The organism is Amycolatopsis rifamycinica (genome assembly GCF_000695625.1).
Classification (GTDB): domain Bacteria; phylum Actinomycetota; class Actinomycetes; order Mycobacteriales; family Pseudonocardiaceae; genus Amycolatopsis; species Amycolatopsis rifamycinica.
In genome coordinates, this window is record NZ_JMQI01000038.1 from 1 (window position 1) to 13,303 (window position 13,303).

At 72.8% G+C, this 13,303-nt stretch carries 9 protein-coding genes; 2 read left to right on the forward strand and 7 right to left on the reverse strand.

Features of this window, described 5'->3' with window-relative positions; all coding sequences use genetic code 11:
- Positions 1 to 800 precede the first annotated feature (800 nt).
- The 6 genes from DV20_RS17935 to DV20_RS17960 form a co-directional block, all read right to left on the reverse strand.
- On the reverse strand, positions 801 to 2,036 hold the full coding sequence (locus DV20_RS17935; protein ID WP_043781699.1) for an HNH endonuclease signature motif containing protein: 1,236 nt from the start codon (positions 2,034 to 2,036) through the stop codon (positions 801 to 803).
- A gap of 102 nt (positions 2,037 to 2,138) precedes the next feature.
- A complete protein-coding gene (locus tag DV20_RS17940) occupies positions 2,139 to 2,807 on the reverse strand; it encodes a flavin reductase family protein (RefSeq protein ID WP_167344383.1) in 669 nt (222 codons plus the stop codon).
- A 100-nt stretch (positions 2,808 to 2,907) separates the two neighbouring features.
- The gene (locus DV20_RS17945; protein WP_043781701.1) at positions 2,908 to 3,720 is read right to left on the reverse strand and encodes an FAD binding domain-containing protein; all 813 of its coding nucleotides are present in this window, start codon (positions 3,718 to 3,720) and stop codon (positions 2,908 to 2,910) included.
- On the reverse strand, positions 3,717 to 4,187 hold the full coding sequence (locus DV20_RS17950) for a (2Fe-2S)-binding protein (RefSeq protein ID WP_043781704.1): 471 nt from the start codon (positions 4,185 to 4,187) through the stop codon (positions 3,717 to 3,719). Before DV20_RS17950 ends, DV20_RS17945 begins: the two co-directional genes overlap by 4 nt.
- Complete coding sequence (locus tag DV20_RS17955) at positions 4,184 to 6,460, reverse strand: xanthine dehydrogenase family protein molybdopterin-binding subunit (RefSeq protein WP_043781706.1); 2,277 nt, start codon at positions 6,458 to 6,460, stop codon at positions 4,184 to 4,186. Before DV20_RS17955 ends, DV20_RS17950 begins: the two co-directional genes overlap by 4 nt.
- A 30-nt stretch (positions 6,461 to 6,490) precedes the next feature.
- A complete protein-coding gene (locus tag DV20_RS17960; RefSeq protein ID WP_043781708.1) occupies positions 6,491 to 7,246 on the reverse strand; it encodes a sulfite exporter TauE/SafE family protein in 756 nt (251 codons plus the stop codon).
- A 188-nt stretch (positions 7,247 to 7,434) separates the two neighbouring features.
- On the opposite strand from DV20_RS17960, the gene DV20_RS17965 reads away from it, so the two are divergent.
- Positions 7,435 to 10,461: a discoidin domain-containing protein gene (locus tag DV20_RS17965; RefSeq protein WP_043781711.1), complete on the forward strand. Its 3,027-nt coding sequence runs from the start codon at positions 7,435 to 7,437 to the stop codon at positions 10,459 to 10,461.
- Positions 10,462 to 10,542: 81 nt separating this feature from the next.
- Entirely contained in the window at positions 10,543 to 11,550 is a 1,008-nt protein-coding gene (locus DV20_RS17970; protein ID WP_043781713.1) for a LacI family DNA-binding transcriptional regulator, read from the forward strand.
- Positions 11,551 to 11,558: 8 nt separating this feature from the next.
- Here the strand turns inward: DV20_RS17970 and DV20_RS17975 are convergent, their stop codons facing one another.
- Complete coding sequence (locus DV20_RS17975; protein ID WP_043781716.1) at positions 11,559 to 13,265, reverse strand: discoidin domain-containing protein; 1,707 nt, start codon at positions 13,263 to 13,265, stop codon at positions 11,559 to 11,561.
- Positions 13,266 to 13,303 lie beyond the last annotated feature (38 nt).

Sequence of the window (13,303 nt, forward strand, 5' to 3'; positions counted from 1 at the left end):
GCGACCCACCACCGCGCACAACTACCAGAGGACCAGCTCAACCGCTTACAGGACACGCCCTAAGCGGCGGCGATCGGTCTCGCGGGTGCCGTAAGTGAGGCACGGTCGCAGCGGCGAGGGCTGAAGTAACGCGAATTCCAGTGGTGGCGGCCGCCGCCGGCGACGCGCGAACGCGGCCCGACAAGCCGAAGCCGGACACGTAGATCGCGGTCGCGGCGGCCGAGTCGGCAACGTGGGATCGCGTTGCCGCAGCCATGGCTGCCGACACACGATTGCGGCGGCGACCGCGGCCGGCGACGAGCACCGTGCCATCGCAGCCAGCTGTCTCGCATACGTATGCGAGACAGCAGCCGCGGTCGCGCGACACGCGACTGCGGTCGCGGCGGAGCTGGAGACACACAACCACAGTGGTACCGGCCATGGCCGGCAGTGGGCGACACTGCCCGCTACCGGGACCGGCAAGGCGGGATTGCAGTCGCGGCAGCCGAGGCCGACGAACCCGAAATGCCACTCGCAGCTGCCGAGTTGCCAACACGCGATCCCGGTCACCGCAGCTGAGTTGGCAACACGCGATCCCGGTCACCGCAGCTGAGTGGCAACACGCGATCGTGGTCGCGGCAGCCGAGGCTGGCGACACGCAACTTCTGTCGCGGAGCCGTGGCTGTTGGGCGTTGCGTCCGAGATCACGGCCGAGCGGTGGACCTCTGCAACGCAGGGCGGGCGGCTCCTGCTCGCGTTGTCCGGGCGTGGGTGTAGGCCCGTAGCCGTGTGGCTGCGGGCCTGTCCCGTTTTCGGTTGGCTCAGGCTGCGAATGGCAGCGGTTCGTGGAGGTTGTTGCGTCGGGGTTTTCGGCGTCTGTCGATGAACACCGGTGGCAGAAACTCGGGGAGGCCGTCGGCGGCGATGCGGACTTCCCAGCCGGAGCGGTGCAGCAGCCGGTGGTGGTGGGCGCACATCAGCACCAGGTTGGTCAGGTCGGTGGGGCCGCCGTCGGCCCAGTGCTGGATGTGGTGGCCTTGGCAGTGGCGTGGTGGGCGGTGGCAGCCGGGGAAGGCACAGCCGCGGTCGCGAAGGAACAGGGCTCGGCGGAGTCCGGCGGAGATCAGGCGGCGAAGTCGGCCGAGGTTGAGGGGTTCGCTTTTGTCGCCGAGGACTGCGGGGATGATCATGGCGTCGCAGGCATGAACCCGCGCTTCGGCGGCAGTCATCTGCCCGGTGTCGCCGAGGGTGGCTTGGCCAACTCCGGTCTTCAGGTCCTGCAGGGAGACCGCGACCATGACGTGGGCGCGTTCCCCGGCCTGCATCGGCAGGTCGGGGGAGTTGAGGGCCAGGTTCAGGGCGTCGGAGAACGCGTCGCCGTAGCGCTGGGGCAGGGTGCGGTGGTCCGGGCCGTCGTCGCTGGTGCGGCGTTCGGCCAAGGCGTCCAACAGGGCGCTGGCCCGGGTGCCGGTCTCGTCATCGAATCGGCCGTTCAGCTCCCACACGCCGGATCTTTTCCGGCGTAGGAACAACTCCCGGGGTGGGATTACGGGTTCGGTGTCGTCGGGTTCCGCGCCATCGGGAACCAGGTGGGCGAGGATGCGGGCGCCGAGGGCGGCGACCTGCTTGTGTCCGGCTTCGGCAGCGAAGGTCAGGAGGTTGGCCTCGGCGCTGTCGCGGTGTTCGCAGGGCACCTCGGCCAGGACTCCGGTGATCACGTCGATCATCGGGTTGCTCAACCGTCCGGTGCGGGCGGCGGCGCCGGTGGCGGGAGCCAACGCGGGAATCGGGGTGCCGTCGAGGTTGCGGCCGGGGTTGAGTGAGCGGGCACGTCGCACGAGCCGTTCAGCAGCGGGCTTGGGGACATCGCCGAGGTGCTCCAGCAGCCGTGCGGCAGAGCGGTACCCGAACAGCTCCATGACCCCGCGCTGTTCGATTTCGACAAGCAGGGCACCGAGTTCGGCTTCAGCAGACCGCATGCACGCAAGCAACTCCCCGATGCGGTCGGCGAAAGCGACCGCATCCGAAGAGGAGGCGTGGGCTGCGTTGCTGGTCATACCTCCAAGCTACCGACCATCGAACACCAGTTCACCACTCGAAAGGGTACGAATCCCAGTAACTGTCCGCACCCCAGAACACCAAGCAAGACAACAGAAGCATCAAGAAGCAACCTGCCGAGCCCGTTCGATATCCGGCCCCCGGTAAAGCCGCTCAGGGATCCGGGCCAAAGTGGACGGATGCACCTGTTCCCCCAACCCGTAGAACTTCTGGAAGCTCATGATCAACGGCCGCCAGGCATCCGGGTCGATGCGGTCCTCGGTGCCCGGCGTCCGGATGGTCTCGTGCACCCACACCCGCTGTACCCGCACCTCGAACGCCACCACTCCCCCGTCGTCGCCCACCGGATGCACCGCCTCCACGGCGACCTCCATCGCCACCGGACACTCGCCGACCCGAGGGGGCGATACGGTCGACGACGCCACCGGTGTCAGTCCCGCCCGGCCGAACTTGTCCGCCACGTGGAAATAGCCGCGCTCCCGCTTCCCGGCCGGTACCGGGTCCGTTCCCGTCGTCAGGGCCAGCCGGTCCACCGCCGGTGCCATCGACTCCGAAGGCAGGTTCAGCACGCCTTCCCTGGTGCGCAGCAGGTTCTGCGCGGTCTGGGACCGGGCCCCGAGCCCCAGCATCGCCCGCCAGCCCAGCCAGAATGCCGAGGACATCGGGGCCAGGTTGGGCGAACCGTCCTCGTTGGTCGTGGAAAGCAACACCACCGGGGTGCCGAAATACAGGATGCCGGGCTCGATGGCCGTGTGTGCGATGTTCTTCACCCTGCCGATCCTGCCGTCCACAGGAGACACCGCGCTGGCGGGAATCGGTCGTCGTGATCAAGGCGGGGGCGGCACCCGCGAGGAGCGCCGCCCCCGGGAATCACCGGACTGCTTGGGTCAACGCGCGGCGCGTCAGGACGCGGGCCAGGTGGCGGCGGTAGTCCGCCGTTGCGTGGGGCTCGTCCGGGGGGTTCGTTCCCTCGGCCGCCAGCTCGGCCGCTTCCTCGATCGACGCCCCCGCCGCCAAGGCCTCTTCCGTGGCCCTTGCCCGCAGCGGTACTCCGCCCATGTTCACCAGGCCGACGCGGCCGCCCACGACCGTCACCCCGACCATCGCCCAGTCGATCGCGCGGCGGGTGAACTTCCGGAAACCCCAGCCCTGGCCCGTCTGGGCCGGGACGCGGATCTCCGTCAGCAGCTCCGCGGGTTCCAGCGGTGTCGTGAACGGGCCGAGGAAGAACTCCGCCGCCGGGATGCGGCGCTCGCCCGACGGGCCGCGGGCCACCAGGACCGCGTCCGAGGCGAGGACCGCCGCCGGGAGGTCGGCCGCCGCGTCCGCGTGCACCAGGGAACCGCCGATCGTGCCGCGGTGGCGGACCTGGCGGTCGCCCACCTCGCCCGACACGTGCGCCAGCAGCGGTGCGTGCTCCAGCAGCACCGGGTCCCGGACCAGCGCGCTGTACCGGGACAGCGCGCCGATGACGACCTCGCCGCCCTCCAGGCGGACGTACCGCAGCTCGTCGAGCGGGGCGATGTCCACCAGGTACTCCGGCGCGGCCAGCCGCAGCTTCATCAGCGGCAGCAGGGAATGCCCGCCCGCGAGCACCTTCGCCTCGTCGCCGTGCGAGGCCAGCAGGGTCAGCGCCTCGTCCACTGTGGACGCGCGCAGGTACCGGAACGACGCCGGGATCACCGGTCCACCTCCTGGCCCGACGCGTCGATCACGGCGCTGACGATGTTGTGGTAACCCGTGCAGCGGCAGAGGTTGCCCTCGAGCCCGGCGCGGACCTCGTCGCGGGTCGGCTTCGGGTTGTCGGCCAGCAGGGACACCGAGGCCATGATCATGCCCGGGGTGCAGAACCCGCACTGCAGGCCGTGCTGCTCCTGGAACGCGCGCTGCACCGGGTGCAGTTCACCGTCCGGAGAGGACAGTCCCTCGACGGTGGTGACGGCGTGGCCGTCGGCCTGCGCGGCCAGCACCGTGCACGACTTCACCGACTCGCCGTCGAGCAGCACCGTGCAGGCTCCGCAGGACGTCGTGTCGCAGCCGATGTTGGTGCCCGTCAGGCCGGCCGTGTCGCGCAGGAAGTGCACCAGCAGCGTCCGGTCGGGCACCTCCCCGGTCAGCGGCCGCCCGTTGACCTCGATCGAGACCTTCACTCCGCGCTTCCCTTCCGAGCTCGAACTGCGGCTTCCTCCAGTGCGGCCCACACCCGGATCGGCGTCGTGGGCATGTCCAGGTGCGTGACGCCGCGGGCCGACAGCGCGTCCACCACGGCGTTGTGCACCGCCGGTGTCGAACCGATCGTCGCCGCCTCGCCGATCCCCTTGACGCCCAGCAGGTTCCGGTCGGTCGGGGTGGCCATGTCGACGAGCTCGAAGTCCGGCAGCTCGACGGCGGTGACAAATGAGTAGTCCGCCAGCGTCGCGGTCGTCGGGTTGCCGTCGTCGTCGTAGGTGACGACCTCCATGAGGGCCTGCGCCGCGCCCTGCCCGAGCCCGCCGTGGCGCTGGCCGCGGAAGGTGAGCGGGTTGACGATCGGGCCGGCGTCGTCGACGGCGATGATCCGGCGCAGGTCGACCTTGCCGGTCTCGGTGTCGACCTCGACGACGGCGAGGTGCGCGCCGAACGGGAACGTCGGCGCGCCGCCGCCGAACCAGACGTCGGCCGAGAGCCTGCCCTCCTCGGCCGTCTCGGCGACCTGCGCCCAGCTCAGCACGGTGCTCGACGGCGCGCCGCGGACCTGCCAGACGCCGCGCTCGGTGTCCAGCTCGAGGTCGTCCGGCGCCGCTTCCAGCAGGTCGGCCGCCAGCTCCCGGGCCCGCGCGATCACCTCTTCGGCCGCCTGCCGGATCGCCGAGCCGCCCAGCTGCAGCGACCGGGACCCGAACGTGCCGACCGCCTTCGGCACCTCGTCGGTGTCGCCGTGGCGGACGGTGATCTTCTCCAGCGGGACGCCGAGCTGGTCGGACAGCAGCATCGCCAGCGACGTGCCGAGTCCCTGCCCGTGCGGCGAGCTGCCGGTCCACGCCACGACCGAGCCGTCCGGGTGGATGTCGACGCGGCCGCTCTCGCCGCCGCCGTCGCCGCCGGTGATCTCGACGTAGGCCGCGATGCCCAGGCCCAGCTCGACCGGGTCGCCCGCCTCCCGGCGCCGCCGCTGCTCGGCGCGGAGCCCGGCGTACCCGGCGGCTTCCAGGACCTTGTCCAGCGCCGCCGCGTACTCGCCCGTGTCGTAGGACGCCCCGGTCGGCGACCGGTACGGGAACTCCTCCGGCCGGATGAAGTTGACCCGGCGGACCTCGGCCGGGTCCAGCCCGATCTCGGCGGCGAACCGGTCCATCGCCCGTTCGACGGCGGCCGTCGCCTCCGGGCGGCCGGCGCCGCGGTAGGCCCCGATCGGCGTGGTGGTGGTGACGACCGCGCGGCTGCGGGTCTCGACCCGGGGGAACCGGTAGACGCCGACGGCCATCAGCTCGGTCAGCGTCGGCAGCAGCAGCATCCGCGGGTACGCGCCGGCGTCCTGGACGACGTCGAGGCGGTAGGCGAGCACCGTGCCGTCGCGTTTCCCGCCGATGGTCACGGTGTTCCGCTGCGCGCGGCCGTGCGTCATGGCCGTGAGGTTCTCGCTGCGGGACTCGACCCAGCGCACGCCCCGGCCGAGCCGCTCGGCCGCCCGGCCGAGCACGATCGCCTCGGGGTCCGCGCCGATCTTCGCGCCGAACCCGCCGCCGACGTCCGGCGCGATCACCCGCACCGACTCCTCGCCGACGCCGAGGGCCCCGGCCAGCTGGCTCCGGGCCATCTGGGCGTTCTGCGTGGACAGCCAGGCCGTGAGCCGGCCGTCCTCGCCCCACACGCAGGCCGCGCCGCGCACTTCGAGCGGCGCCGGCGCGACGCGCTGGTTCAGGATCGTCTGGGTGACGACGACTTCGCAGCCGGCGAAGATCGCGTCGTCGAACTCCCCCGCGCCCTTGACCTGCACGATGTTGCTGCCGTGTTCGGGGAACAGCAGCGTCTCCCCCGCGAGGGCGGCGTCGATCGACGCGACGGCTTCCAGCGGCTCGTAGTCGACGTCGACCAGCTCGGCCGCGTCGGCCAGCTGGTAGCGCTCTTCGGTGACGACGAGCGCGACCGGTTCGCCGACGTACCGCACCACTTCACCGGCCAGCCACGGTTCCGGCACCGGCCCGGCCGGGCGCGGGGCGAGCCCGAGGTCCGCGGCGGTGAACACGCCGAGCACACCCGGTGCCTCCTTCGCCGCGCGCACGTCGATGCCGGCGATCCGCGCGTGCGCGATCGGGCTGCGCACGAAAACCGCGTGCGCGGCACCGGAAAGCGCTTCCGTCCGCAGGTCGTCCACGTAGGTGCCGCCCGCGGTGATCAGGTTCCGGTCCTCCCGGCGGACCACCCTGGTTCCGACAATGCTCATCTGGTCTCCTGCTCGCCGATACCCGCCCGATCATGCCCGCACGCCGAGGACGACCGCCAGGGCCAGTCCGCCGATCCCGATGCCGATCCGCAACGGCGTCGCCGGCAGCCGGCGCACGAGCGCGGAGCCCAGCCACGAGCCGCCGAGCGAGCCGAGGCAGACGGCGAGCGCGGCCGGCCAGACCACCTTGCCGGTGACCGAGAAGACGATCGCGGCGAGGAGGTTCGCCGAGCCGGTGACCAGGTTCTTCGCCGCGTTGGTCCGGGCCAGCGGCTGGCTCCAGACGGTGACCAGCAGCGCGAGCATGAGCACGCCCGCGGCGGCGCCGAAGTAGCCGCCGTAGACGCCGATCAGGAAGGCGACGACACCCGTGACCGGGCTGAGGCCGTGGTGTTCGGCGCCTTCGGCCAGCCGGCGCAGCCGCGGTCCGGCCATCAGCACCAGCGACGCCCCGCCGATCAGCCACGGCACGATGACGGTGAACGCGCTCGACGGCGTCAGCAGCAACACCAGGCCGCCGCACGCGCCGCCGACGGTGGTGACGGCGCAGAGGGGGACGAGCCGCCGCCGCTGCCCGGCCAGCTCGGGGCGGGCCCCGGCCGCGGCGCCCACGGTGGTGCCGAGCATGGCGACGGTGTTGGTGACGTTGGCGGTCACCGGCGGCAGGCCGGCGGCGAGCAGCGCGGGGTAGGACACCAGCGACGCGAGCCCGGCGGTCGCCCCGGTCAGACCGGCGCCGACGCCGGCCAGCACGAGCAGGAGCAGCACCCACCAGTCGATCATCACGCCGGCATTCCACCACGCCGATCCGGGCTGCCGCCGTTCACCGGGTGCCCACCCACCAGCGGTGGGTATAGGGCGTTATACGCCGATGTTGTCCGAAATCGGACGGGATCCGGCGGCGAGCTTGCCCGGCACGACGGCGACGTCCCAAAATCCGCGCTGACAAGGTTGTCAACGAGCGGAGGCCGGGCATGGGCGAGCTGGACCGGCGGCAGGCGCTCCGTCTCCTGGGCGCGAGCGGAGCGGCGGCCGCGCTGGCCTCGGGCCTGCTCCCCGGCCTCGCCCGGGCGGCGGACGGCGGGCCGCCGGACCCCGTCGCCGCGACCTACCTGCGCGTGCTGCTGCGGCACACGCGCTGGGCCGAGCAGCAATTCGACCCGGCCACCGGCACCTACCCGGCCCGGGACTTCACCTTCGCCGTCGTCCTCGGCAACGCCGTCCTGCTCACCCGCGACGGCTACGACGCCACGGTCGCCGGGATCGACCGCGAGACCCTCCGCGCGCACACCCTCGCCACGATCCGGCGCTTCGCCGCGTCGAACCGGCTGGCCGGCGGGGCCGAGTGGGGCCGGAAACTGTTCTTCGACACCACCTTCCAGTCGTATTTCGTGCTCGCCGCCCGTCTCCTGTGGACAGAGCTCGACGACACCACCCGGCAGCACGTCGAGCGCATCACCACCGGGCAGGCCGGCTACACCACCGCGCTCGGCACCGGCGACGACCCGGACTCGGGCAGCTGGACGCCCCACGGCCTGCTCGGCGGGTACGCCGGCGACACGAAGCTCGAGGAGATGGGCGTGTACGCCCAGTCGCTGGCCCCCGCGCTCGCGTGGGCTCCGGCGGACCCGCGGGCGGGCGAGTGGCGAGCCGCCTTCGGCGCCTGGAGCCGCAACGAGGCCGGGTTGCCCGCCGCCGACCTGGCCAACCCGCGGCTCGTCGACGGCCGTCCGGTCAGCGAGAACACCGCCACGAACCTCTACGACACCTTCCTCGTGGAAAACCACGGTTCCTTCGGCCCGCACTACCAGGAAGAGCTCTGGCGCACCTCCGGCCGCAACGCCACGCACTTCCTCGCCGCGGGCACGCCGCTGCCGGAGGTGCTCACCGCGCAGCCGAACGGTGAACTGCTCTGGCGCACGATGCTGCTGATGACCAGCGACGCCGGCGAGCCGCTGATGCCGATGGTCGCCGACCGCGAGCACCTCTACGGCCGCGACGTCATCCCGCTGGCCTTCCGCGCCCAGGTGCTCGGCGACCGCCACGCCGCCCGGGCCGAGGCCGACCTCGCCGCCCGCCTCGAGCCCTACCAGGCCTACCCGCCCGCCGACCGGATCACCAAGTTCTCCGGCGAACCGAAGTACGAGCCGGAGGCCCGCGCCGAACTCGCCATCAGCTACCTGCTGCACGAGTGGCGCGCCGCGCACGGCGGCCCGGTCGTCCCGGTGAGCGGGCGCGAGTTCGACGCCCACGCCGCCGGCGTCGCCGACTTCGGTCCCGAGCCGGGTCTGCTGGCCCACCGCTCCCCGGCCGCCTGGGCGGGCACGGTCAGCAAGCCCGGCTTCGTCAAGTTCGCCTGGCAGCCGCGCCACGACGACTGGCTGTTCGTGCTGGGCGGCGCCAACCCGATGCTGCTGCCCGCGACGAACCTCGCGGTGCGGGAACGGCACGCCACGACCTACGCGAAGGTCCGCGACGGCTTCGACGGCACGATCGGGGTCCTGCGGTTCGACAGCGGGTATGCCGCGCTCGCCACCCTGCCCACCGGTGCCGCCGTCTACGCCAGCAGCGGCGTGGCCGCCGGCGAGGGCGTGCTCGACGTCCACAACCTCGCGATGCCCGGTGTGCCCGGCCTCGACGGCGACCGCACGTACACAGCGGCCGAAGGGACCGTGACGGTGAAGGCGGCGGCCGCGCCGACCGGCGCCCGGACCGACGAGCTGACCTTCGCCCCGGTCACCGCGCGGCACGTCCGCATGCTCGGCGTCGAGCCGGCGCCGCAGTACGGCTACTCGCTCTGGGCGTTCGAGGTCCGCGCCGGCGACGGACCGGATCTCGCGCGGGCCGGGACCGCGTCGGCTTCTTCGGCGTCGCCCGGGAGGGAGGCGAAGTACGCGATCGACGGTGACGCCGCGACGCGGTGGGCGGTGTCCACATCGGACCGGCCGCGGGCGGACAGCAGCCTCGCCGTCGACCTCGGCGCGCCGGCGACCTTCGACCGCGTGCGGCTGAGCTGGGAAGCGGCCGCCGGCCGGAAGTACCGGATCGAAACCTCGCCCGACGGCCTGGCGTGGACGCCGGTGGCGACCTACCCGGTGCCCGACCTGCGCAGCACCGGCGGCCGGCTGGACGTCGACGGCCGCGCCGGGATCGTCGTCTCCGGTCCGAACCCGATCACCGTCGCCGGCGACCGCGTCACCCTCTCCGACGGCCCGCCCGCGCCGCTGCTCGCCGAGCTGTACCCCGAGCCCGCCGGCGCGCGGCCGTCCGGGCGCCGCACGAGCACCGCACCCGCGGTGCGGGCGTGTGTCACCGACGGTTTCCTCGTGCTGGTCAACCTTTCCGGCAGCGCGGCGAGCGGCACGGCGATCCTCCCCGGGGAAGCCCGGCTGTACCGCGGCGAACAGGTCCTCACCCGCGACGGCACGGAACTGTCCTACGCGCTGGCACCGGGGGAAGGCCGCATCGAGCCGCCCCGGTTCACCGTGCGGGGCCCGGCGGGGGTGAAGGCGGTCGTCCGCGACGCGAGCCGGGTCGAGCTCACCGCGCCGGCCGGGGTGCTGCCCGTGCTCGTCGCCGTGACGCCGGACGGCGGGCGCGCGCGGCCGGTGCTGCTGCCGCCGCGGCGGACCGTGCCGGTCGTCTTCGGCGAACTCCGCCCCTACCCGCTGGCCGACCGCGCCCTCGGCGCGACCACCTTCCCCGCCGACCCCCTGCCGCCGGGGATGTCCAGCCCCGCGGCGGCCGTCGACGACGACCCGGCGACGGCGTGGCGGCCGGGCCCGGACGGCCGGATGGTCGTCGATCTCGGGGCGGTGCTGGAGGTTTCCGCGGTCGAACTGGCCTGGACCCGCGGCCGCGTCCCCGGCACGACCGTCGAAACCAGCCTCGACGGCGTCGCCTACGCCACGGCGGACACCGGGCCGGCGCGGTATGTGGCGGTCCGGACGCGCTGGAAGGCCGGCGACGCGAGTCTCACGCGGCTGTCGGTCCGCACTTGATCGATTTCGGACGGCTGGCGGCGGGCCCCGGGGCGAGTACCTTGACACACGGAGCTTTCCACGGCCTGGTCGGGAGGACGGATGCGCGTCACGATCGCCGAGGTCGCCCGCCGCGCGCGGGTGAGCAAGACGACCGTGTCGCGGGTGCTCAACAACAAGGCCGACGTCGACGCGGCGACCGCGATCCGGGTCCGCGAGGTGATCGCCGCGACCGGGTACATCCCCAGCGCCGGCGCCGTCGGGCTGGCCCGCGGGGTGACGCGGACGGTCGGGATGCTGGTGCCGGGGCTGACCTGGCCGTGGATGGGCGAGGTGCTGCAGGGCGTCGCCGACGTCGTGGAGTCGAAGGGGTACGGCCTGCTGCTGTCCACCGCCAACCGCGGCGCCGACTCCCTCGGCGAGTTCTCGCGGCAGGTGTCGGCGAAGGCGTTCGACGGCCTCCTGCTGGTGGAACCGCCGGACGCGGTGCGGCACCTGCGGGTGCTGCACGACTCGGGCCTGCCGGTGGTGGTGATCGACGACCGCGGCCGCCGCCCGGCGTTCCCGTCGGTGGGCACGGACAACCGCTACGGCGGTGCGGCCGCGGCCCGCCACCTGCTGGACACCGGCCGCACCCGGCTCGCCACGGTCACCGGGCCGCACGACTTCGGCTGCACCGCCGATCGCCTCAACGGCTTCAACGAGGTCGTCCTCGACGCGGGCCTGACCCTCGACCCGCGGCTGATCATCGAAGGCGACTTCACCAGCGAAAGCGGCGAGGCGGCGATCCTCCAGCTCCTCGAGACCGGCCCGGAGTTCGACGCGGTCTTCGCGCACAACGACCTCACGGCGGCGGGGGTCCTGGCCGGGCTGCGCAAGGCCGGCCGGGCGGTGCCGGGGGACGTCGCCGTGGTCGGCTTCGACGACATCCCCCTGGCCGCGCACACCCAGCCGCCGCTGACCACGATCCGCCAGCCGCTGCGGCAGATGGGCGAGACGGCGGCCGGCCTGCTGCTGGATCGCCTGGCCGGCGCGCCGTCCCCGGACGCCCCCGTGATCGTCCCGACGGAACTGGTGGTCCGCGGGTCGAGCGTGGACGCCGTCCCGTAGGCCGCTCCCTACTGGTACACCCGCACGTAGTCGATCACCATGTCCTGCGGGAGCACGGTCCCCGCGCCCGGCGGCCCGGGGAAGTCGCCGCCGATCGCGTTGTTGAGGATCAGGAAGAACGGGTGGTCGAAGACCCACGGCCCGCGGGTGCTCTCCACGGTGTCGCGGTTGATCGTCTGGAACGCGTTCCCGTCGACGGAGAACGTCATGTGGGTGGCGTCCCAGTCCAGGCCGAAGCGGTGGAAGCCCGCGGAGACGTCCTGGCCGAGGTCGTACGGCGCGCCGACGCCGCCCGCACCGTTGTAGGCCGGCGCGTGGAGGGTCGAATAGGCGAGGTTCGGCGCCTTGCCGACGTGCTCCATGATGTCGATCTCGCCGCAGTTCGGCCAGGGCGTCCCGCTGAAGAAGTTCGCGCCCAGCAACCAGAACGCGGGCCACAGGCCCTGCGTGCCGGAGACCTTGATGTTGGCCTCGACGTGGCCGTAGGTGAAGCTGAACTTGCCCGCGGTGTTGATCCGGCCGGAGGTGTACTGGCAGGTGGTGCTGCCGCTGATCGGGTCGGGCGGGCAGGCGCTGCCCGGGGTGGCTTCCCGGCGGACCTGGATGACGAGGTTGCCGCGGCCGTCCTGCTTGGCGTTGTTGTTGTTCGTGTAGTACTCGAGCTCGTTGTTGACCCCGGGCCCGGTCTCGGCCGTCCACTTGCTCGCGTCCGGGTTCGCGCCCGCGGCGCCGTTGAACTCGTCGCTCCAGACCAGCGTGCCCGGGAAGTGCGGGGCCGGCGGCGCGGGCGGCGGCTGCGTCGGGTTGCCGCCGGTGCCGTAGACGTCGAAGCCCCACAGCGAGTAGCCGTAGCCGTTCGAGCGGGCCGTGCCGTACATCCGGACGTACCGGCCGGAGCCGTTGACGGTCAGCGTTTCCTTGAAGCCCTTGCCGCTGGTGGTCGCGTAGATCGACGTCCAGTTCGCGTTGTCGTTCGACACCTGCAGCTGGTAGGCGACGGCGTAGGCCGGATCCCACTGCAGGACGACCTGGTGGATCGCCGCGGGCGCGCCGAGGTCGACGGTGATCCAGCCGGGATCGACCCAGCCGGTGGTGGCGCTGGTCGCCCAGCGCGTGGCCGGGTCGCGGTCGAAGGCCTTCGCCGGGAGGCAACCCGGGCAGGCGCCGTCGTCCTGGTACGAAGAAGCCGTGCCGGACTTGCCGTAGGAGAGCAGGACGTCACCGGGCTGGGTCGTCCCGCCTCCGCCGTAGACTTGGAACTCCCACAGCGAGTAGCCGTACTGCGTGGCCCGCTGGGTGCCGGTGAGCCGGACGTACCGGCCGGTGCCGGTGACGGCGAGGGTCTGCGTCCCGCCGGTCGCGGTGGTGGTCGAGTACAGCGTGGTCCAGGTGGCGCCGTCGGTGGACGCCTGGACGGTGAACGCCTTGGCGTAGGCGGCTTCCCAGTTCAGCACGACCTGGGACAGCTGCTGGGCGGAGCCGAGGTCGACCTGCAGCGACTGGGGGTCGCCGAACGCGCTGGACCAGCGCGTGCCGGGATCGCCGTCGACGGCCGCCGAGGCGGGGAAGGCGGCGGATTCGCTCGAGGACGCCGTCACCGGACGGCCTTGGGAGAGCAGGACGGGCGCGGCCTGCGCCACCGGAGCGGTGAGCAGGGCGGCCAGGGTCAGGGCGAGGACGGCGAGAACCCGGATCCTCGGCATGCGGCGTTGCATGGGCACCTCCACGGCGAACCGGCGCCGGGGCGGCCTTG